The organism is Mycolicibacterium sichuanense, from assembly GCF_033741125.1.
GTDB lineage: Bacteria > Actinomycetota > Actinomycetes > Mycobacteriales > Mycobacteriaceae > Mycobacterium.
In genome coordinates this window covers 111,535-131,483 of sequence record NZ_JAWQPU010000004.1, presented here as the reverse complement: position 1 = coordinate 131,483, position 19,949 = coordinate 111,535, and the positions used below count along the sequence as shown (strand labels likewise).

Sequence of the window (19,949 nt, the reverse complement as noted above, 5' to 3'; positions counted from 1 at the left end):
CTCAACCATCCCATCGTCGCGCGGCGAACTCGGCGATGGCCGCGCTGACGGCTGCCCTCATCGCGGGGCTGCCGGTGTGGCCGGAATCCTCGATGACACGTAGCTCCGCGTCGGGCCAAACCTGGGCGAGCTCCCATGCGGTCAGCACCGGGCAGCCGAGATCGAGCCGGCCGTGAATCAGGATTCCCGGGATGCCCCGCAGCCGGTGCGCGTCTCGCAGCAGTTGACCGTCGCCGAGCCACGCGCCCCTGGCGAAGTAGTGCGTGCAGATCCGCACCATCGCAAGCATGTCCGATGTCGGCTTGGCGCCGTACTGGCCAGGGCTGCCGAGGGTTTCGTGCTGTATGACCGCGTCCTCCCAGGCACACCAGTCGCGTGCGGCCTGCTCCCGCACGGCTGCGTCGGGATGCTCCATCAGACGCCGGTAGGCCTCGACGAGATCGCCGTCCCGTTCCGCGATCGGCACCCCGGCGCGGAAGCGCTCCCATTCGGCGGGGCGCACCAGTCGCATGCCCCGGTAGAGCCAGTCGATCTCCTGCGATCGGGTCATGGTGACGCCGATCAGCACGATGCCGCCGACCCGTTCCGGGTGCCGTTCGGCGTAGGCCAGGATCAGCGTGGCCGCCCACGATCCGCCGTACAGCAGCCACCGGTCGATACCCAGGTGCGCGCGCAGCATCTCCATGTCGGCTAGCAGATGCTCGGTGGTGTTGACGGTCATGTCGGTCGACGGATCGGCAGCGCTGGGTTGGCTGTCACCGCAGCCACGCTGGTCGAAGACCACGACACGGAACCGCTCGGTGTCGAAACCTCGGTGCGCCCGGCGCGATCTCCCGCTTCCCGGGCCGCCGTGCACGATGAGCACCGGTCGTCGGTCGGGATTGCCCCTGGCTTCCCAGTACACGTGATTGCCATCGCCGACGTCGAGCAACCCACGCTCGAACGCCTCGTCCACTGCTTCGAAACCGGACACGGGTGTCACGCTAGCGGCGAGTCGTCACCACCTGGCGGCCACGTTGGCGGCGATTTGGTTGGCAATCGTCAGCGCCGAGTCGCCGGGGTTCGCGCTGCAGGTGTTGACGTCGGCGATCACGTTGTTGCGCCACACCAGTGCCCGCCCACATCCCCAACCGGGGGCAGCCGCGTCCTGTTCGATCGTGGTGGTGCTCAGCGCGTCACTCGCGCTGGAGATCTGCCCGACCGACCAGTTCGTCCCGCTCTGCAGGTGGGTGTACTGGCGGCACGTCGCCCATTGCCGGGCCGAAGCATCGAGAAACTCACCGGCCCTCTCCGGTGTGGGAAAGAGCACCACGGCCTGCTTGAGATAGTGGGTGAACTGGTCTCCGTCGTTGAGGCTTCGATCATGCTCGGCCCACGATCCGCTGTCGGCATAGGCGGCCGCCTCGGCCGCCCCGTCGATCGCCAGGCATTCCGCGGGAGCGATCGTGCTGCTGTCGTCGGACATCGCGGACTGGTCGTTCGTCACGGCAAGCGCCGATGCGCCCATCGCGGCGTCGAGCTGCCCGGGGTCGAGCAGCAGCCCAGCCAATTCGCGCGCGACGAGGGGACGAGGAATCATCGTCTCGGTGGTGGGGGTCTCGGCACTGACCGTTGCGTCGTCGCAACTGGCGACGGTGAGGATGCAGGTAGTCGCCATCGCGACTGTGACAAGCACTCGGCGCATTCAAACCTCCCGTTGCGGCCCGGCCGGGGTCTGGGGTGACGGCGCACCGTGGCCGTGCCGCGTGACACGTGAACGCCAATGGTGCGGTACCGCGACCGCCACATGCCATAAGCGCGGCCGCATTTCGTGGTAACGATGCACTACGTTCTCGGTAACGGTTGCGGCTCGGCCCTCGGTCATGCGGCGACGCTCGTGCAAGTGGGCACCGCGGTCGTTCACGACACCGTCACGTGCTGGACTTGGTGAGAGATTTCGCCCCAGATCAGAGGGGAAGGTTCACCAGATGTGCTGCGGCACAGCCGCAAGGCGTCCGACGGGTAGTCTCCATGGTCGGCGAGCTTGGTGCGCGCCACCTCCACGGCGCGATCGAGGCCTGCTAGCGCGACTCGATGGCAGGACCGCGGCCATCTCCTTCTGCGGCTCATCCACCGCGTGGGGTCTCCTTGGTCCGCTGCTCACCGCACGGCCGGACGCTGCCACTGCCTGGGCGGCGATCCGGGCGAACGCCCTCGACGCAGCAATGCACGTCACCGATCGGGTAATGACCCGATCGATGGCGTCGCCGCCAATCTCAGAGATTGGCCAAGGCAGTCACCCAGCCGCGCTTCGCAGGCGCCGGGTCAAGCCTCTGCTAACACGGGCACTACTGCACGTAGAACCCAGTCATCCGAGGGCACGCTGGTCAATTCATGCTCGACCACATCACGGCTGGGCACTGCCACCATTCTGGATGGCGCTCAACAACTTGCCGGGCGCCGCCGCAAGGCTGCCCGCAAGCGTGGCTGGCGCGGCGGCAAGACTACTGGCCAACGTGCCCGGCGCCGCAGCGAGACTGCCCGCCAAGGTGGCCGGAGCCGAAGCGAGACTGCCCGCCAACGTGCCCGGCGCCGAAGCGAGACTGCCCGCCAACGTGCCCGGCGCCGCAGCGAGACTAGCGGCCGTCGTCCCAGGCGCCGCAGCGACATTGGTCACGATCGTGCAGGGGATGGAGGTGAACGAGGGCGCGCAATCCGCGGATGCGGGCGCAGCCCCGAAGAAGCCACCGGCGCCGGCGAACCCAATGAGACCGGTCACGATGAGAGTGTGCTTCATGGTGGGACGCGAGGCCCGGACCCCTACGTTGGTGGTCACGTCGACATGTCTCCTCGTTGTAGGGCTGCCGCGAGGCTGCGCGCCTCACCGCGAGTAGGGCCAATACGCCCCCGGATCGCGTCGACCCGACGACCTCCCATTCTTAGGTCCGCCTTTCCCCCGATACCACAGCCGACAGCATGTTGGCAGGAAGTCGTGAGCGGCCGATCAGAGAGGATGCACTCTGACCGGGCGACCTGCCGCCAGAAACCAGCCGAAGCCGAGCGCGAAGTATCGGCGTGACTGGCATGCCAGGACGGCAACCCCGAAACACCCACGGCGAGTTCGGATGTGCCGCAGTTTGGACGTTGTGGTTGCTCGCGGCCAGCGCGCAAAGTCTTGCTGCACTCGTTGCGAGTGGGGTTCATCTTCAGCGACCAATCCTCGAATGTGGGCCGGCCGCGTTCAGCGCCGCGTGACGGCGCCATGGCAACCACACCGCCGGAATAGTCGCAATCACCGTTCCTCGCGCTGCACGTATCCCACTCCACGGACTGTGTGAATCAAAGGGTCTCCGATGGAGTCGATCTTGCGGCGCAGGTGTGAGATGTAGGACTCCACGATCGTGCTCCGCTGAGCGGGGCTCTGATGCCAAACCTGGTCGCGAATGGTGTTCTTGGACAGGATAATCCCTGCATTCAGCACGAGGTAGCGCAGCAGGCCGAATTCGGTGAGGCGTGAAGGACACAGGTATGGCGTTGAACGGCGCACCCCGCCAAGGGGAGGGCGGCCGCGCCCAGACCGCACGGGGAAGTGGCCGCGCCGTATTCGTCGTTGCGGGTGGGAATGACCTGTTGGTGGTCCTTGCCGCTCCCCGCGACGACGAACACACCGCGCAGGTCGTGGTGGAGACCGTGCCGAACGATGACGGTTGGCGGGTCGAAGGCCTGTCACGCCCCAATTCGACCGTGCGTCCTTCGGCGCCTGGCATGACGCGGGTCGCGCAGATGTACGTGGAGTCGTCCCCGTCGAAGGTCGCGGTGACCTGTTCGGCACACAGTGTTCGTCGTTCTCAGCGATTACTCAGCGGTTGGTCCGTAACTTCCGGCCATGTCCTACCGACGCTGGAGGGGTCTCCTGGGTTCCCTCGTGGTTTCGTCGCTGGCCGCGACCGGCGTCGCGTGCACGGGCGGTACCACCTCGACGTCGGTCACCAGCACGTCGGCCCCGCCGGTCGCCTCGGCCGCCGCACCGACCCCACCACCCCCGAGCGGCCGAGCACCGATGAAGATCAGCGCACCCTATGCCCCCGCGATCGATCCTGCGGCCTTCTCCACCACGATCGACAATCCCTTCATGCCGCTCACCCCCGGCACCCGGATGATCTATGAATCCGACACCGCCCAGGGGCACCAACGGACGACCTCCGAGGTCACTAGAGATACCAGGATGATCATGGGGGTGACCACGGTGGTCGTTCACGACACCGTCACCTTGAACGGCACGCCCAGCGAAGACACCCTGGACTGGTTCGCTCAAGATCGCGACGGCAACGTCTGGTACTTCGGTGAAGCGACGAAGGCCTTCGACGCCGGCACCGTCGACACCACGGGATCATTCGAAGCCGGAGTCGACGGAGCCGAACCCGGCATCGTCATGCCGGGTCAGCCGGAGGTCGGCGACCAGTACCGTCAGGAGTACTCCCGGGGCGTCGCCGAAGACACCGGGGAGGTGCTGAGCCTGACCGGCACTGAGACCACCCCCCTCACCGGGCCCGTGAAAGACCTCCTGGTCACCAAGGACACCGATCTGCTCGACCCGACCGGTCCCGCCGAGAACAAGTACTACGCCCGCGGTGTTGGGCTCATCCTCACCGTCCAAGCCACCGGACCGGCCGAGCGTGAACAGGCCACCGTCGTCGAGAAGTTCTAACAGCCCACGGTCTTGGTCGAGTTCCCCCTTCAGTGCGGTCGACGGTCCAGGCTGACCTCCACGATTGCGGCCCTGCAGGATTCTCCGCGATCGGGGCGCCCTCGCACCGCTACGCCGTGCTTGCCCCGTGCGTCGCGGGCGTTCTGGCGATCGGCGTCGTCGCCTCGGCAATACTCGTGGTGTCCCGAGAATCGGTCAGTCCCACCGGCGCGGTGATCCCCTCGCCATCGGCGACTCTCACCCCGAGCTCCCCAGGGCCACCGTCGGAAACCACGATTCCGCCGCCGGCGGGCCCGGCCCCATCTCTCGGAGCCGCCCACCCGCCGGCCACGGCGATCGCACCCAGCCCCCGCCCCGGCCTGCACTACCGAGCACCCACGCCGCAGCCACTCCTCCACCATCGGAAAGCGTTCATCCGACGTCGCATCGCGCCTTCCCTCAGGAGACGACTGATTTTCAAGGACCGCCCGGAACCAACGGATGAGGCACCGGCAGCCAACCCCTCGCTCGGGTTACTGCCAATGGACGGTCGACTCGTCGGCTGAGGTGGCGTCGAACTAGTTGGCCGCGCGGTGTTCTCAGCGTTCGTTCAGCCACCCATCGCTACCGTCCAGCCTCGTGAGCGAGCCAACGATATCTGCGCAGGTCGAGTCTCCGCGAACGATGCTGAGCAAGGTTCCCGAGATCACCGTGTGGTTCTGGATCATCAAGATCCTCTGCACCACCGTGGGCGAGAGCTTCGCCGACTGGATCAACATGACCCTCGGGCTTGGCCTCAACACGACGGCCCTCATCTTCACCGTGGTCCTCGCCGGCGCCCTTGGCTGGCAGCTCACCCTAGACCGCTACGTGCCGGTGGCCTATTGGCTGACCGTTGTCGTCATCAGCGTCACGGGCACGCTCTACACCGATATCCTCACCGACGATCTCGGCGTTCCGCTCGCGCTGAGCACCGGCGTCTTCGCGGTAGTACTGGCGGTCGTCTTCGGCCTATGGTGGGCCCGAGAGCGCACGCTGTCGATCCACAGCATCGTCACACGTCCCCGGGAATTGTTCTACTGGCTCGCCATCTTGGTGACATTCGCGCTCGGGACTGCCGCAGGTGACTGGATCCTGGAACTCACCGGCTGGGGTCCGGGCACGTCGGTGCTGCTCCCGACTGGCCTCATCGTCGCGATCGCGCTCGGGTGGCGCCTAGGTGCCAACGCCGTGTTGTCCTTCTGGCTGGCCTACATCCTCACCCGTCCCTTGGGTGCCAACCTTGGCGACTGGCTGGGCTTGCCACCAGATCAGCAGGGTCTCGGCCTGGGTACTGCAATGACGAGCCTGGTCTTCCTGGCGGCGATCCTGGCCACCGTCATCTATCTGACCATCACCCGTAGGGACGTCATCGCGACACCCGAAGCGGCCCCGGTGCCCGATACGTCGACGAAACGCGGTCGCGAGCTGGTCATGCTGGGGGTGTACGCGGCCGTCGCCATCGCCACCGGTGCGCTGCTCGTCTGGGCCAACGGCCAACCGCATGCCACCGCAGCAGCCAGCGAGGAATCCGGACCGTCGACATCGGCGACTCTGGCCCCCGGTCAGTCGGCAATTGCGAAGTTCCCGCCGGACGTCGTGGTGAAATACCGCGCCATCGTCCAGGACACGCTCACCAAGGTTCGCGCTGGTGATCAAGCCGGTGCCACGGCCCGCATCAAGGACCTCGAAACGGCCTGGGACGATGACCAGCCGACCCTGCAACCGCTGGACGACAGCGGATGGACGGTGCTGGACGGACGAATCGACAAGGCTCTCAAGGCAATACGAGCCAGCAACCCCGATCCGGCAACCGAGACGCAGACGCTCACGACGCTGATGACTTCACTCACGTGACCGGGCAGAGCAACGCAGACACGGGATCGTCATACGGCGGTGACTGCGCGATTCACCAAGGCATCGGATCGGTACCGCTGGCTCTGATGTACTGAATCCCCGCCCATGGAGGTCCCGTAATGCGTGTGTTGGTCGTCGAGGACGAGGTCCACCTCGCCGAGACCATTCGCCGCGGCCTTGTCGCCGAGGGATTCGTGGTCGACGTGGAACACCGCGGAGACGACGGCTTCGACACCGCGGTCGCCGAGAGCTTCGACGCAATCGTCCTCGACATCATGCTTCCTCGGAAGAATGGCTACGAGATCGTCCGGGAGATGCGGGCACGGGGGGTATGGACACCGGTTCTGATGCTGTCGGCCAAGGACGGAGAGTACGACTTGGCGGATGCGTTCGACCTGGGAGCTGACGACTACCTGATCAAACCATTCTCCTTCGTGGTGCTGATCGCGCGCCTTCGTGCACTGGTGCGTCGTGGTGCACCCGAGCGCCCGGCCGTCTTGACGGTTGGCGACCTGGAACTCGATCCGGCACGCCACCGTGTCACGCAGGCGGGCATCGAGCTGTCACTGACGCCGCGCGAATACGGCGTGCTGGAATGTTTGATGCGCCATCGTGGGTCCGTGGTCACCAAGAGCGACATCCTCCGGTCGGTATGGGACAGCCACTACGACGGTGACGACAACATCGTCGAGGTCTACATCGGGTACCTGAGGCGCAAGCTCAGCTCACCGCTCGCTGATCACGGCATCGAGACGGTGCGCGGCATCGGGTACCGGCTGGCCTGCAATTAGCGGCAGGCGCAGAACGAACCGTGCACCGCTGCTAGCGGATTCACTCACTTCGACGGTGCCGTGATGAGTCTCCGCGATCTGCTTGACTATCGCCAGACCGAGTCCGGCGCCGCCGGCATCACGGGCACGTGGGGTGTCCAATCGCACGAAGCGATCGAAGACCCTGCGGCGCTCCGTTGGAGGGATCCCGGGCCCGTCGTCCTCGACCACGATCGTCGCGTGGGCGTGGGAACTGTGGCACTCCAGGTGAATGTTGTTGTCGGCGTGACGGATCGCGTTGTCGACCAGGTTTCGCACGAGCCGAGCGAGTGCTCGCGGGTCGCCGATGACGCGGACGTGACTGATCTGGCTCGACACCGTCAATCCGGTGATCGCCCGAACCCGGTCCGCTTCGGCATCCAAGATGTCGTCGAGATCGACGTCGACGTCTCTATGCGCTTCGAATCGCTCGTCCGAACGGGCCAGCAGCAGAAGGTCCTCAACGAGGCGGTGCAGGCGACGCGCCTCCGGCAGGAGGGATTCGTCGATCAGTGCATCGTCCAGCAAATCGGGCCTGCCCTGCGCGAGCTCGAGCGCCGCGGTGATCGTGGACAGCGGGCTTCGTAGTTCATGCGAAGCGTCGCTGATGAATTGCTGCTGAGTTGCTTGCCCGGCCTGGAGGCGGTCCAGCATCTCGTTCATCGTCTCGGCCAAACGGGCGATTTCGTCGTCGGCGGCGGGAACTGGTATCCGGTCGGCGAGCTTGCCACTGGTCATCGCAGACACCTGCGCCCGAATGCGCTCGACGGGGTGCAGGGCTGCTCCGACGAGCCAGTGCGTACCGAAGCCAGCCAGCGCGACGACGATGGGACCACCAATGCCGAGCAGACCGGCGATGGTGGTGACGACCGTCTCGACCGGTTCCCGGTCCGCGCCAACCAGTACCAGCGCAGGCCCCGCGGGCGTACTCACCGTCGTACCGATGACCCAGAAGTCATCGGCGTTGTCGAGTTCGACCCGACCGAGGTAGCGCCGGGAGCCCGTCGGCACGTTCGCCGACGACAGGGGTGACGCGGGGCTACCCGCAGAAGCAACGAGGATCTTGCCCGCCGGGTCGACCACCTGCACCACGCCGACTTGGCTGTCGGTGGCCAGCAGGGATGCGTCGAGTTCGCTCGGCGGTTCCGTTGTCAGCTGTTCGGCCACTTGCGCCACGCGGGCGTCAGCGGTCAGCCGAGCAGAGGACTCCAGGGACTGGAACAACACCACCAGCAGCGCGCTACCGGCGAGCATCAGGCAGAGTGTCACGACGACCATGGACGCCACCGTGGTTCGCGTGCGCACCGTCCACTTCGAGGGTGATGCAAGAACCGAGAATGACGTGCTCATGGCTCTAGTGTGACCGCGATCGTGCGATCTCTCGAACGATCACCGACCTGCCCCCGTCGGGATCAACCGGATCAGCAAGTTCTCCGACACTGCAACATTCGCCTGGGTCATCAACGGGCAGGTCAGGACCTGATGGAATTCATCGCGCCGCCGAGGGGTCTTGGGCGTCGCGTTCGGAGCGAAGTGCGTGGCGCGCCAACTGGCTCCATCGAATCACGGCTCGGCCGGCTGACCCCACTCCGGTGTGGCCTTCAACGTGGGCGAGGCCACTGACGTCGCCAGAAGGCTCGGCGCAACCGACGCCGTCTCGACCGCTTGGCTCGTCGTCACGCCCGTTTGCATCGCACCGGCGCTGCGGACGTGCACGTTGCCGACATCCGTGCCGTTCGCTTGCAAGCCAAGAGCTGCCATGGCCACCACTGCCAGACCACCGAGTCCGGCCGCCCATCGGCGGATCCAATCAGACCGCCACCGTGCCACTGCGAAATTCGTTCGCATGTGTCCATCCCAACTTCCGTATGCACTGAACTCAAGCGGCCCGGCAGCTCGTGTTCGGCGGTACGCCACCTGTCCACCGATGTCGCACCATCGAACGTAGATGGACACTCCTGAGAAACCGCTGAAGCTTGCCCGGAGTTGCTGGCCTCCCGTGGTGTCACCGTGCACGAACGGGGTCGGGGTGCAAGGCCATTCAGCGATTCTTAAGCAGACGGCTAGCACACTTCAGAACGCCCGAGGGACGCGCCGCGTCCAGGCCGGCGAAGGCAAGTGCACTCAGCGCGGGAAGTAGCGCGGGAAGTAGGTCGACATGTTGCATCCCTCGATCGTCCGGATTGCCTGCCCGGTGGCAATGACCCTGTCGATGTTCGCGATGTCCAATGCCGACGCCGGTGCGTCACCTTCGGTGACGGGCCAAGCGTTCGCGGACGCCTCATCGACATTGACCAGCGCGGGTTTCAAGCCCATCGTTTCCGCCACCTTCGGCGACCAGCTGGCTAGGGACAAGTGTCTGGTCGTCAACCAGCGCGACGAGAGCATCGCGCAGCAGGGCAGCCATTCGACAAGCGGGAAGACCGTCGCGCTGTCGCTGAACTGCGAAAACCCAGAAGCCACGGCCACCAAGTCAGGGTTCTCCGCGGCAAGCCCGGAAGGGCGGGCCGCCAAGGCAGCTGCCGATGCTGCCGCGGCGAAGGCAGCGACTTCCTAACGGGCGTGGCTCACCGCCTTGACCGACTAGGAGCTCCTCGACCTCTGCCTCGCCGACGGACGACGACGGTCGAGCGTGGAACGACTGCGGCTGGCGATCGTCACCTGGAGTAGCCCGTGCGGCAAATTCGGTAGGAAATAGGGCTCGAGCCAGTTGCGTGTGCTGGAATTGGTGACAGCGAGTTCGTATAAATCAGGGAATATTCACCAGATGTGCTGCGGCACAGTGGGTTGCTCGATACCGTCCCCGAAGCGGAATCTGCGCCCGCTGATCTGGCTGGGCACGATGCGGATGAAGCGATCCTTGACCGTCGTGGTCCACGGCAGCACCTGCCCACGTTCGGCTTCGGCCAACTCCGAGGCACCCAGTACGTAGGCCCGTCCCTTGACGATGACACTCCAGCCCTCTTGGGGGTCGTAGCCATCGGCCTCGAACGCAACATGCTCATTCGACATCGCGTGCACCAGTTTCGTGCCTTCTGCGGTACGCAGCAGAATGGTGTGCTGCTGGACGGCGAAGTTGACCGGAAAGATCTCCGGCCGATCTGCAACGCTCGTGGCCAGCCGCCCCAAGGCAACGCTACCCAGTAAGTTCCAGCTCTCCAGATCGGTCAGGTGGTCGACCGAGTCTGCACCCAAGGTGGTCATGTTCGATCCAATCCGTCCGTGAAGCATCCGCCACCAGCGCCCCGGAAGCGTTGCGTTCGAACCTAAATCAGTAGCCTGCTGCCCGGATCGAGGCATGGGTCACCTAGAGCCGGGCACAAAGTCCCCTCCGCACAGGGGGTCGGCGAGGATGAACACCGCACGTATCGCCCGAATTCACCACGTCGAGAACGCAACTGGCACGTTCCCAGACGCGACCATTGCGCGACTCCGCCGCCTCGTCGGTCCGAGGTTCGCGAGTTGCCCGGCCTGCGCACCGAGGACGTCGGCTTCGAGGCCCGCGCCGGCTGCTTCGACCGCCGGCCAGGACACCGATGCCTGCGACGAACCCCTGGAGCGGGGTTCTTGGGGGTGGTCCCGGCTGGTATCGAACCAGCGACCTTCCGCGTGTGAGGCGGACGCTCTCCCACTGAGCTACGAGACCTGGGGGCATCGATCCATCATCGATGGACGACGAACATTATCACGCACCTGCGTGACGCCGAGAATCCCGACCACCGGGCCGGGGGCCGAACGCGGCGGTATCGTCCGGCCATGACGCGCCGAGCTGGCCTTCTCGTCATCGCAACCGCCGTGTTGGCGGCCGGCGCGTGTGGCGCTCAGCCATCGCCCCTGCCGACCTCGGGTCCGTCGGCACCTGCACGCTCCGAGGGCGGGCGCGCATCGCTGGCGACGGCGTCGAGCACGCCCGCGGTGACCATTGCGGAGCTGGTGGGGTTCACCTCGCCATCGGGCAACGTGGGCTGCTTCATCGATCCGCGCAGCGTCCGCTGCGACGTCGCCGAGCGCGCCTGGAGCCCCCCGCCACGACCGACTGACTGCGATCTGGACTACGGGCAGGGCATCACCCTGTCGGCCGGTTCGCCGGCGACCTTCGTCTGCGCGGGTGACACCGCGCTGCACGGTGGGCCGCCGTTGCCCTACGGCCAGTCGATCGCGGCGGGCGCCCTGCGGTGTGACAGTGCGGAGACCGGCATCACCTGTACGGACTCGGCCACCCGGCACGGATTCACGATCGCCCGCGAGCAGTATCGGCTGTTCTGACGCCGTGCGTTGAAGTGCTTGCGTTACTCCCGCTTTCGCCGACGACGGTGGCGCACCGGAGCGAGTCCCGCAGTTCGACGACGGGCCGTCCTGGCGACGATTGGGGCCCCTGACCGGGGAGTTCGTCGGGATTTGTGTGCCCGCGTATGGATGCACTATCGTCATCCTTCGCGATGGGCGACGAACTCGCCCGTGGCGCGCGGATGTAGCGCAGTTGGTAGCGCATCACCTTGCCAAGGTGAGGGTCGCGGGTTCGAATCCCGTCATCCGCTCGATGGTGTAGAAGCATCAACCCCAGCGGTGGAGTGGCCGAGTGGTGAGGCAACGGCCTGCAAAGCCGTGCACACGGGTTCGATTCCCGTCTCCACCTCCGAGTTGGATCCCGGCGCGATTAGCTCAGCGGGAGAGCGCTTCCCTGACACGGAAGAGGTCACTGGTTCAATCCCAGTATCGCGCACCAGTTAGTTAGCAGGACCGCGGTCACCTCGCACCTGCACCGCGTCGAAGTGACTTTAGGCCCTAATGAGCACCCGCAATGAGTCGATAGCTTCTCCTTGTCCGGCCCGGGGTGCAGCGCTACCAAGTTCCGCGCAGTCGACGCGGAAATCGTGAGAGCGTCCATCGGGGGCGGCGAATCACTGTCACGATCGCTGCCCTCGGGTCGGGACCCCGCAGACCTGACCTGCCATCACCTCGGCGCCAAAGGCATTGCGCAGCAATCACGATCGGGCCCCCGGACCAGGCTAGAGCCACACTTCCGACGACGCCTGCACCGCGGCGACGCAGGCACGGAGGGGGCCGAGTCGCCGTGCGGGCTTGCCCACCGGGCGATGATTCAACCCCTTGGCGCCTCGTCCCCTTCTCGACGCGCGTAGGCTTACGTCAATCGCTCCCCAGTCCTCGGGCCGACCCACTGTCCGGTACGGAAATCCAAAGGGGACGGGAGTGGCCGAGGTCAACTTCGATAGGTTGCTTCTCGGAGCCGTCGCCGAGTAAGAACTCCACGGTGTCGACGTCGACGTCGACGCCGTCAGGTCGGCCATCGTGCGAGCCTCGCTGGCCGTCCTCACTCCCGAGCAGCTCGCCGACGTAGTGGTGAGCCGGGTGCGCATCGAGCGCGCGAAGGGCTTCTTGATGCAGGTCTACGACATCGACGCCGATCGTGCCTTCACCTTCTGAAGTGGTGGTCACAGGCCACCACCGTCAAGCTGCGCGTCCTGGCCCGCCAACTGACCGAGGAACTGGACGGGCTTCCCCAAGACCAGCCCAACGCACTGGTCAAGACCTGCGACTCACTCCTAGCGACGGGCTACGCCGGCCTCGGGCTCGTGGAACGCGCGCCGCTGCGAGCGACTGACCCCTCGAGTCGACCGCTGTCGCCAAGACGCGTCCCAGCGCGTCAAAGGGCATGCGACGGGGTAGCGGCCGTCGTCAAGAGGGTGGATGTCGCCGGCCAGTTCGACGACCCGCTGGCCGAACGAAACCGCTTGTCGCACTGAGGGCCAACGCCACGAGAAGGACCAGTCGACCCAGCGGCGGCAGGCAAGGACGACTCGGCACGTTTCGAAATCGGCGATCGGTGGCATACCAAGGCCACGTTCGGACGATCACGCCGGACACAATTGGAGGAGTTGAAATCCATGAGTGCTTTGGACAAGGCCAAGAACAAGGTCGAGGATCTCGGCGGTCAGGCCAAGGAAGCCGGCGGCAAGGTCACCGGCGACAAGAGCACCGAGAACGAGGGCAAGGTCGACCAGGTCAAGGCGAACCTCAAGGACGCCGGCGAGAAGGTCAAGGACGCCTTCAAATAGTCGCCCGTAGCCGTCGTTCGGCCCGTCCTCCCGTCCAGGGAGGGCGGGCCGAATTGCATGAACTCATCCGCTGGAACCTCTAGCAGCAGAAATGACGTACTGGTAAGTTTGCCCCCAGCGAATTGCAAGGGGGGCTCGTGGTGGGTGCACTGGGGTACGGCTATCTGATCGGCTGGATCGTCACGTCGGTCGTGGCCGCGATGCTGTCCGGACGACTGCGGGACGATCGGGAACCGGCCCAGCACGGTTGGCTGATGAGCGTCGCCGCTGGCGCGGCTTGGCCCATCCTCGTCGTGGCACTGGCGCAGGCGGCGATCGTCGCCCTGGGAACCGAAGTCCTGCAGGACCGCGAGCACCCGCTCACCGTCAACGCCTGAGGTCACTCCCGGCGCCGCACATTCCGAAGACCGTCTAAGCTGTTTGGCATGTGGGTGAATCGGGCCTTTGCAGCGGGGGCGCTTGCCGTGTCGGCCGTTCTGATGGCCGGCGGTGTCGCCGAAGCCGATCCGACTGCCGCCACCCCGACCCCGCCACCGGCGCCCAAGACCTCCATCGACGCCGACGGCACGTACGCCGTTGGCACCGACATCGCACCAGGGGTGTACACCTCCGCCGGTCCCGTCGGTGATGGAACCTGCTTCTGGAGGCGAACCGGCAACCCGGATGGCGCGACGATCGACAACGCTCTGTCGAAGAAGCCGCAGACGGTGCAAATCGACCCGACCGACAAGGCGTTCAAGACCAACGGGTGCCAGCCCTGGCAGCTGTCCACCGACGGAGCCGCGCCCGCCGCAGGGCCGCCACCTGCTCTCGCGGGGCTACAACTTCAGGGCTACCTCGCCCAGCTGAACGCCAGGGCGGCAGCCTCCGGACAGGCTCCCCCGCCCTGACGCGACCGGGTACGCAATTCGTCGGTGACGGCGTCTGACACCATCGACGTCGTGGCCGATCGCATCGAAGTCCAACGCACCATCAACGCACCGCCCGCGGAAGTCTTCGCACTGCTGTGCGACCCGCAGGGCCACGTCGCGATCGACGCGACCGGCATGCTCCAGGACGCCGACGGCGATCCGGTGACGGCCGTGGGCGACAGCTTCGTGGTGCACATGGACCGCGAGGCGCTCAACGACTTCCCGATGGGTAAGTACGACGTGACGGTGTCGATCACCGAGTTCGAGCGCGACGAGGTGATCGCCTGGACGATTCTCGGCCAGATCAAGCCCCCGATCGGCCACGTCTACGGCTACCGCCTCACCCCGGAGGGTGACGACGGCCAGGCCACCGTCGTGACCTCGTTCTACGACTGGACCGACATCGACCCGAAGTGGCGCGAGGCCGGCATCTTCCCGGTCGTGTCGGAGAACGCCCTGCGCGGCACGCTCGGCATCCTCGACCGGACGGTGCGGCGAGGATACCCGCGCGGCTGACCGGGAATGAATCGCGCCATCGTGCGGTAGAAGAGGTCATGCAACTCGACGATTCCGCCCGCGCCCTCATCGGCGCCGGGGCAGACGCCACCCTGGTGACCATCAACCCCGACGGCAGCCCGCAGGTGTCGCTCGTCTGGGTCGCCCTGCAATCGACGGCCGAGGGCGACGAGATCGTCAGCGCGCACCTGAACGAGTACAGGAAGACCCGCAACGTCCGTCGCGACGGACGGGTCGCGCTCACCGTCGTCGGCCCGACGCCGCCGGGCCAGCAGACGCAATATCTCGCGATCACCGGCACCGCCCGCATCGTCGAGGGTGGTGCGCCCGAACTGCTGACCCAGCTGGCCGAGGCGATGCTGGGTTCCAGCGAGCACTTCCCCCCGCCCAACTCCCCCGCAGGTTTGCTGACCCGCATCCAGATCGACAAGGTCGGCGGCCACGGCCCCTGGGCGCCCTGACGGCCGATCGGCTTCCCGGCCTCGGGGTGGTGTGCAATCATGCGAGGCATGCGTCGCTGGTTGGTATTGCTCGTTGCCGGGCTAGCCATGACGGGCGTTCTGGCCGCGCCAGCCCCACGGGCTTCCGCGGTGGCGCCGATAGGCAGGCTGGGTGAGGTCCTGCGCGTCGACTACATGAGCATCGTGGCCGACGTCGCCGTGACCAGCGTCGACCTCGTCGACGTACCACCGGGATTCGGTTATCCGCCGCGCGGCCCGCGGTACCAGGTGTACCGGGCCAACGTCACCGTGCACGTCATCAAGGCGCCCAACCCGTACATCACCTCGATCGTCTTCGACTTCAACGGCGTGACGCCGATCGCCGACGCCTACAAGCCCCGCCCCACCGACGTCCCCGACGACCTGCGGGCCGTGCTTCAGAACGCTCCCCCGGGTTCCACCGTCAGCGGCGGGGTGTACTGGGACGTCTACCGCGACCTGGTCACCAACGTGGTGCTGCTCGACAAGGTCACCGGCACCCACCTCGCCCAATGGAACCTCTGAGCCCAGCGGAATCCGGATCGGCGCAGGCATGCCCGTCGACGTGAGCACGGCCGTCGCCGCCGACCTTCCCGAACTCGCCGACCTGGCCGCCGCCACGTTCCCGCTTGCCTGCCCGCCCGCGGTGTCCCCCGACGACGTCGACGCCTTCATCGCCGAGAACCTGTCCCGGGAGCGCTTCGCGACCTACCTCACGGATTCCCATCGGCTGGTGTTGACCGCGCGCGACGGCGAGCGAATCGCGGGTTACGCCATGCTGATTCGCGGCGTCGCCGACGACATCGACGTCCAGCGCGCAGTCACGATCCGGCCGGCCGTCGAACTGTCCAAGATGTACGTCTCACCCGGCGACCACGGCGCCGGCGTGGCGGGCACCCTGATGACGGCCGCGCTCGAGGCCGCCCGCAGCCTGGGCGCAGTGGGCGTCTGGCTGGGTGTGAATCAGGAAAACCAACGCGCGCAACGCTTCTACGCCAAGCACGGCTTCACCGCCAGCGGTACCAAGACCTTTCGCCTCGGTAGCCACGTCGAGAACGACTACGTGATGGTTCGCCCGCTGTAGTCAGTGCGCGCCCGCGGCGGTCAGCGCCAGCAGTCGCGACGTCGCGCGCAGGTACTTCTTGCGGAACCCGCCGGCGAGCATCTCCTCGCTGAACACCGTGTCCAGCTTCGACCCCGAGGCCACCACCGGAATGCCCGCGTCGTATAGGCGATCGGTCAGGGCCACCAGCCGCAACGCGACGCTCTGGTCGTCGAGCGGATGGACACCGGTGATGAAGACCTCGGTGACCCCGTCGATGAGCGCCTGATACCGCGACGGATGCATGGTTGCCAGGTGCGCACACAGGGCGTCGAACTCGTCGAGCGTCGCACCGGCCACCTCGGTGGCCGCCGCGCGCACCGCCTCATCCGACGGCGGCACCGGCGCCGGCGGTAGATCGCGGTGCCGGTAGTCCGGACCCTCGATCCGCACCGTCGTGAAGATGCCTGCCAGCGTGTTGATCTCGCGCAGGAAGTCCTGCGCAGCGAAGCGGCCCTCACCCAGCTGCTCGGGCAGCGTGTTGGACGTCGCCGCAATCGACACCCCGCGCTCGACCAAGGCCGACAGCAACCGGGAGATCAGGGTGGTGTTGCCCGGATCGTCGAGCTCGAACTCGTCGATGCACACCACCACGTAGCCGGCGAGCAGCTCGATGCACTCGACGAAGCCGAAGACGCCCGCCAACTGCGTCAACTCACCGAACGTGGCGAAGGCCGCAGGCCCGGCGTCCGCATCGGCGAGCGAGTAGTACGTCGAAGCCAGCAGGTGGGTCTTGCCGACGCCGAAACCGCCGTCGAGGTACATGCCGACACCGGGAAGGACCTCGCGCTTGCCGAAGAGCTTCTTCTTGCCCGCCCGCCGCGCCACGGCCTGCTCGCAGAACGTCCGGCAGGACTGCACGGCCGACGTCTGCGACGGCTCGTTCGGATCGGGACGGTAGGAGTCGAAGCTGACGTCGGCGAACGTGGGCGGGGGCACCAGGCCTTCGACCAGCCGCTCCGGCGTCACGCTCGGATGCCGATCGGTTAGATGAGTGACACCGTTGGCCCCAGACATGCTCGCACTGTATCGGCGTGCTGCAATGGTCCACGTGTCCGATGCCGATGCTGCGACTGAGCTCACAGAGCTGGGACCGTCGGGCGTGCCGTTCGACACCGACGACGACGAGCGCCTCGCCGCGTTCTACGCCTACCCGCCGGACCTCGACCGTTGCTGGGTGCGGGCCAACATGATCTCCAGCCTCGATGGGGGTGCCACCGACGACGGCAAGTCGGGCGGCCTGGCCGGGCTCGGGGACCGCGCGATCTTCTCCCGGATGCGCCAGGAGGCCGACGTCGTCCTCGTCGGCGCCTCGACCGTGCGCATCGAGAACTACTCCGGCGCGCAGATGTCCCTTGCCCAGCGGCAGGAACGCCAACGCCGGGGCCAGGCCGAGCTGCCACCGATCGCCGTGGTCACCCACGGTGCCGACTTCGAGCACGACGCCAAGATCTTCACCCGCACCGAGGTGCCGCCGCTGATCATGACGTGTCGGGACACCGTCGACGACGCCACCGTGCGCTTCGGGTCCCTGGCCGAGGTCATCGATGCCTCAGGCGCCCACCCCGACCGCGTCGACCCCACGCTCGTGCTGGCGATCCTCGCCGACCGCGGTCTACGACGCGTGCTCTCCGAGGGTGGACCGTCGCTCATCAGCCTGCTCATCGAGCACGACCTGCTCGACGAGCTCTGCGTGACGCTCGCGCCGGTGCTCGTCGGAGGGCAGGCCCGCCGCATCGCCACTGGATCGGGTGAGGCCCACACCCGGATGCGTCGGAGCCACCTGCTAACCGACGACGACGGCTACCTCTACACGCGCTACGTCAAGGACGAATGACGCGACGACCCCGACGTGGCTCGGCGGCTGGGCGGGGCCGCGCGCGGTGATCGCTAATGTGGTGCCCATGCGTCGGCATCGTCAGCTGCTCAGGGCCCTGTGTCTGCCCACCGTCGCGGCTGTCGTGCTGGCGGGTTGCGCGCCGGGGCTGGCCGCCAACCCACGCTTCGCCACCGACACGGGTGCCGGCCCGCAGGGTGCGCCGCAGAGCACGCCCGCCCCCGCCAGCCCACCCCCAATCGAGGCTCCCAAGAATGACTCGCTGGGGTGGAAGGACTGCACGACTCGTACGTTCGGTCAGGCCGGCGTGCCCGCCGTCCCCGGCGTGACGTTGGAGTGCGCCAGCTACGACGCCGACCTGGACTCCATCAGCGGCGCCACCGGCACGCTGAGCATCGGCGTCGTGCGGGCGAAGTCCGCCGCCACGCCGGCCAATGCCGGGCCCCTGGTGATGACCACCGGAACCGACCTGCCGTCGTCGGATCAGCTGCCGGTGTGGCTCTCCCGCGGTGGGGCCGACGTACTGAAGACCAACCCCGTGGTCGCCGTCGACCGCCGCGGCATCGGCACCTCTGGCGCACTGGACTGCCGCGACCTGTTCAGCCGGCAGGAGATGTTCGACCAGGCGCAGTTCGCCTCGGGTGACGATCCGGTCGCCAGCCTCAGCGCCATCGTCCAGACGGCGACTACCGGCTGCACCGACAGCATTGCCCCAGGCGACTCGGCCTACGACAACGCGCACGCCGCCGAGGACATCGAACGGCTACGCAGCACCTGGGACGTCCCCACCATCGCGCTGCTGGGCGTTGGCAATGGCGCGCAGGTCGCGCTGGCCTACGCAGGTTCGCATCCGAACAAGGTGTCCCGCCTGGTGCTGGACTCTCCGCTGCCGCTCGGCATCGCCGCCGAGGCCAGAGCCGAACAGAAGGTCAAGGGCCAGCAGGCCGCCCTGGACGCCTTCGTCGGCCAGTGCATCGCCTCGGCGTGCCCGCTGGGCCCCGACCCGAAGGGTGCGATCGACTCCATGCTGGCCAGCGCCAAGCAGGGCGCGGGACCCGGTGGAGCGTCGGTGGCCGCGCTGGCCGATGCCATCGCGACGGCGCTGGCGTTCCCGCGCGGTGACTTCGTCGCCTCGACCACCGCCCTGGCCAACACCCTCGCCGCCGCCCGCGGAGGCGACGTCGGCGGCCTGAACGCGCTGATCAACGACGCCCAGACCAGGCGCGAGACCGACGGCCAGTTCGTGAACTCGTGCAGCGACTCGCTGAATCGCCCGACGCCCGACCGCGTGCGCGAGCTCGTCGTCCAATGGAACAAGCTCTATCCCGAATTCGGCACCGTCGGCGCCCTCGACCTGGTGAATTGCCTTGCCTGGCCCAGCGGTTCGACCCCGCGCGACCCGCAGGACCTCAAGGTGCCCGTGTTGCTGCTCGGTGTGCAGAACGACCCGGTCGTCGGCAACGAGGGCGTGGCCGCCGTGGCGGCGACCATCATCAACTCCGGAGCGGCGAACCGGCGCGTGATGTGGCAGGGCGTCGGCCATGGGGCCAGCATCTACTCGACGTGCGCAATCCCGCCCGTGCTGTCCTACCTGAGCAGCGGCAAGGTTCCCGAGACCGACACGTACTGCCCCGCCTAGCCGGCCACCCCAGGGGT

22 protein-coding genes and 4 tRNA genes are annotated in these 19,949 nt (G+C 66.9%); 18 read left to right on the top strand and 8 right to left on the bottom strand.

Annotated features, from left to right (window positions below; translation table 11 throughout):
* Nucleotide 1 precedes the first annotated feature (1 nt).
* The 4 genes from pip to SBI80_RS13945 all read right to left on the bottom strand — a co-directional run bounded on the left by pip (nucleotide 2) and on the right by SBI80_RS13945 (nucleotide 3,526).
* Nucleotides 2-973 (bottom strand): prolyl aminopeptidase, encoded by a 972-nt coding sequence (gene pip / locus SBI80_RS13960; RefSeq protein ID WP_318975382.1) that lies wholly within the window; start codon nucleotides 971-973, stop codon nucleotides 2-4.
* A 24-nt stretch (nucleotides 974-997) separates the two neighbouring features.
* Nucleotides 998-1,684 carry a sensor domain-containing protein gene (locus tag SBI80_RS13955; protein WP_318975381.1) on the bottom strand — a complete coding sequence of 229 codons (687 nt, stop codon included), beginning with the start codon at nucleotides 1,682-1,684 and terminating at the stop codon, nucleotides 998-1,000.
* A gap of 702 nt (nucleotides 1,685-2,386) precedes the next feature.
* Nucleotides 2,387-2,758 (bottom strand): hypothetical protein, encoded by a 372-nt coding sequence (locus tag SBI80_RS13950; RefSeq protein ID WP_318975380.1) that lies wholly within the window; start codon nucleotides 2,756-2,758, stop codon nucleotides 2,387-2,389.
* 513 nt (nucleotides 2,759-3,271) lie between these two features.
* Nucleotides 3,272-3,526 carry a winged helix-turn-helix domain-containing protein gene (locus SBI80_RS13945; protein WP_318975379.1) on the bottom strand — a complete coding sequence of 85 codons (255 nt, stop codon included), beginning with the start codon at nucleotides 3,524-3,526 and terminating at the stop codon, nucleotides 3,272-3,274.
* Between the two features lie 378 nt (nucleotides 3,527-3,904).
* Between SBI80_RS13945 and SBI80_RS13940 the strand changes: the two genes are divergently transcribed.
* The 3 genes from SBI80_RS13940 (at nucleotide 3,905) to SBI80_RS13930 (ending at nucleotide 7,353) form a co-directional block, all read left to right on the top strand.
* Nucleotides 3,905-4,687, top strand: a complete 783-nt coding sequence (locus SBI80_RS13940) for a hypothetical protein (RefSeq protein ID WP_318975378.1) — start codon at nucleotides 3,905-3,907, stop codon at nucleotides 4,685-4,687.
* A gap of 618 nt (nucleotides 4,688-5,305) precedes the next feature.
* Nucleotides 5,306-6,562: a COG4705 family protein gene (locus SBI80_RS13935; RefSeq protein WP_318975377.1), complete on the top strand. Its 1,257-nt coding sequence runs from the start codon at nucleotides 5,306-5,308 to the stop codon at nucleotides 6,560-6,562.
* Nucleotides 6,563-6,681: 119 nt separating this feature from the next.
* On the top strand, nucleotides 6,682-7,353 hold the full coding sequence (locus SBI80_RS13930; protein WP_318975376.1) for a response regulator transcription factor: 672 nt from the start codon (nucleotides 6,682-6,684) through the stop codon (nucleotides 7,351-7,353).
* Here SBI80_RS13930 and SBI80_RS13925 read toward each other — a convergent pair.
* Entirely contained in the window at nucleotides 7,288-8,721 is a 1,434-nt protein-coding gene (locus tag SBI80_RS13925; protein ID WP_318975375.1) for a sensor histidine kinase, read from the bottom strand. The genes SBI80_RS13930 and SBI80_RS13925 overlap by 66 nt on opposite strands.
* 808 nt (nucleotides 8,722-9,529) lie before the next feature.
* Here SBI80_RS13925 and SBI80_RS13920 point away from each other — a divergent pair.
* On the top strand, nucleotides 9,530-9,928 hold the full coding sequence (locus SBI80_RS13920; protein ID WP_318975374.1) for a hypothetical protein: 399 nt from the start codon (nucleotides 9,530-9,532) through the stop codon (nucleotides 9,926-9,928).
* Nucleotides 9,929-10,131: 203 nt separating this feature from the next.
* Here SBI80_RS13920 and SBI80_RS13915 read toward each other — a convergent pair whose 3' ends face one another.
* Complete coding sequence (locus SBI80_RS13915) at nucleotides 10,132-10,566, bottom strand: pyridoxamine 5'-phosphate oxidase family protein (protein ID WP_318975758.1); 435 nt, start codon at nucleotides 10,564-10,566, stop codon at nucleotides 10,132-10,134.
* A 379-nt stretch (nucleotides 10,567-10,945) separates the two neighbouring features.
* A tRNA-Val gene (locus SBI80_RS13910) sits at nucleotides 10,946-11,017 on the bottom strand.
* Nucleotides 11,018-11,127: 110 nt separating this feature from the next.
* Between SBI80_RS13910 and SBI80_RS13905 the strand changes: the two genes are divergently transcribed.
* From SBI80_RS13905 to SBI80_RS13850, 12 genes are all read left to right on the top strand, one after another.
* The gene (locus SBI80_RS13905; protein WP_318975373.1) at nucleotides 11,128-11,637 is read left to right on the top strand and encodes a DUF6636 domain-containing protein; all 510 of its coding nucleotides are present in this window, start codon (nucleotides 11,128-11,130) and stop codon (nucleotides 11,635-11,637) included.
* A 199-nt stretch (nucleotides 11,638-11,836) separates the two neighbouring features.
* Nucleotides 11,837-11,909: transfer RNA gene (locus SBI80_RS13900), tRNA-Gly, on the top strand.
* 27 nt (nucleotides 11,910-11,936) lie between these two features.
* Nucleotides 11,937-12,007, top strand: a tRNA-Cys gene (locus SBI80_RS13895).
* Nucleotides 12,008-12,022: 15 nt separating this feature from the next.
* Nucleotides 12,023-12,097: transfer RNA gene (locus tag SBI80_RS13890), tRNA-Val, on the top strand.
* A gap of 584 nt (nucleotides 12,098-12,681) precedes the next feature.
* Nucleotides 12,682-12,816 carry an ANTAR domain-containing protein gene (locus tag SBI80_RS13885; protein ID WP_318975372.1) on the top strand — a complete coding sequence of 45 codons (135 nt, stop codon included), beginning with the start codon at nucleotides 12,682-12,684 and terminating at the stop codon, nucleotides 12,814-12,816.
* Between the two features lie 461 nt (nucleotides 12,817-13,277).
* Entirely contained in the window at nucleotides 13,278-13,448 is a 171-nt protein-coding gene (locus tag SBI80_RS13880; protein ID WP_318975371.1) for a CsbD family protein, read from the top strand.
* A 137-nt stretch (nucleotides 13,449-13,585) separates the two neighbouring features.
* A complete protein-coding gene (locus tag SBI80_RS13875) occupies nucleotides 13,586-13,825 on the top strand; it encodes a hypothetical protein (protein WP_318975370.1) in 240 nt (79 codons plus the stop codon).
* Between the two features lie 48 nt (nucleotides 13,826-13,873).
* On the top strand, nucleotides 13,874-14,338 hold the full coding sequence (locus tag SBI80_RS13870) for an Rv1352/Rv1906c domain-containing protein (RefSeq protein ID WP_413232721.1): 465 nt from the start codon (nucleotides 13,874-13,876) through the stop codon (nucleotides 14,336-14,338).
* 51 nt (nucleotides 14,339-14,389) lie between these two features.
* Entirely contained in the window at nucleotides 14,390-14,875 is a 486-nt protein-coding gene (locus SBI80_RS13865) for an SRPBCC family protein (protein WP_318975756.1), read from the top strand.
* 38 nt (nucleotides 14,876-14,913) lie between these two features.
* Nucleotides 14,914-15,336, top strand: coding sequence for a PPOX class F420-dependent oxidoreductase (locus SBI80_RS13860; RefSeq protein ID WP_318975369.1), 423 nt, complete (start codon nucleotides 14,914-14,916; stop codon nucleotides 15,334-15,336).
* Nucleotides 15,337-15,384: 48 nt separating this feature from the next.
* The gene (locus tag SBI80_RS13855; RefSeq protein ID WP_318975368.1) at nucleotides 15,385-15,879 is read left to right on the top strand and encodes a hypothetical protein; all 495 of its coding nucleotides are present in this window, start codon (nucleotides 15,385-15,387) and stop codon (nucleotides 15,877-15,879) included.
* Nucleotides 15,880-15,907: 28 nt separating this feature from the next.
* The gene (locus SBI80_RS13850) at nucleotides 15,908-16,438 is read left to right on the top strand and encodes a GNAT family N-acetyltransferase (protein ID WP_318975367.1); all 531 of its coding nucleotides are present in this window, start codon (nucleotides 15,908-15,910) and stop codon (nucleotides 16,436-16,438) included.
* On the opposite strand, the gene zapE is transcribed toward SBI80_RS13850, so the two are convergent.
* Nucleotides 16,439-17,473: a cell division protein ZapE gene (gene zapE, locus SBI80_RS13845; RefSeq protein WP_318975366.1), complete on the bottom strand. Its 1,035-nt coding sequence runs from the start codon at nucleotides 17,471-17,473 to the stop codon at nucleotides 16,439-16,441.
* A 25-nt stretch (nucleotides 17,474-17,498) separates the two neighbouring features.
* Here zapE and SBI80_RS13840 point away from each other — a divergent pair, with 25 nt between their 5' ends.
* Both SBI80_RS13840 and SBI80_RS13835 read left to right on the top strand, forming a co-directional pair.
* Complete coding sequence (locus tag SBI80_RS13840) at nucleotides 17,499-18,293, top strand: pyrimidine reductase family protein (RefSeq protein WP_318975365.1); 795 nt, start codon at nucleotides 17,499-17,501, stop codon at nucleotides 18,291-18,293.
* Between the two features lie 67 nt (nucleotides 18,294-18,360).
* A complete protein-coding gene (locus SBI80_RS13835) occupies nucleotides 18,361-19,932 on the top strand; it encodes an alpha/beta hydrolase (RefSeq protein ID WP_318975364.1) in 1,572 nt (523 codons plus the stop codon).
* Nucleotides 19,933-19,949 lie beyond the last annotated feature (17 nt).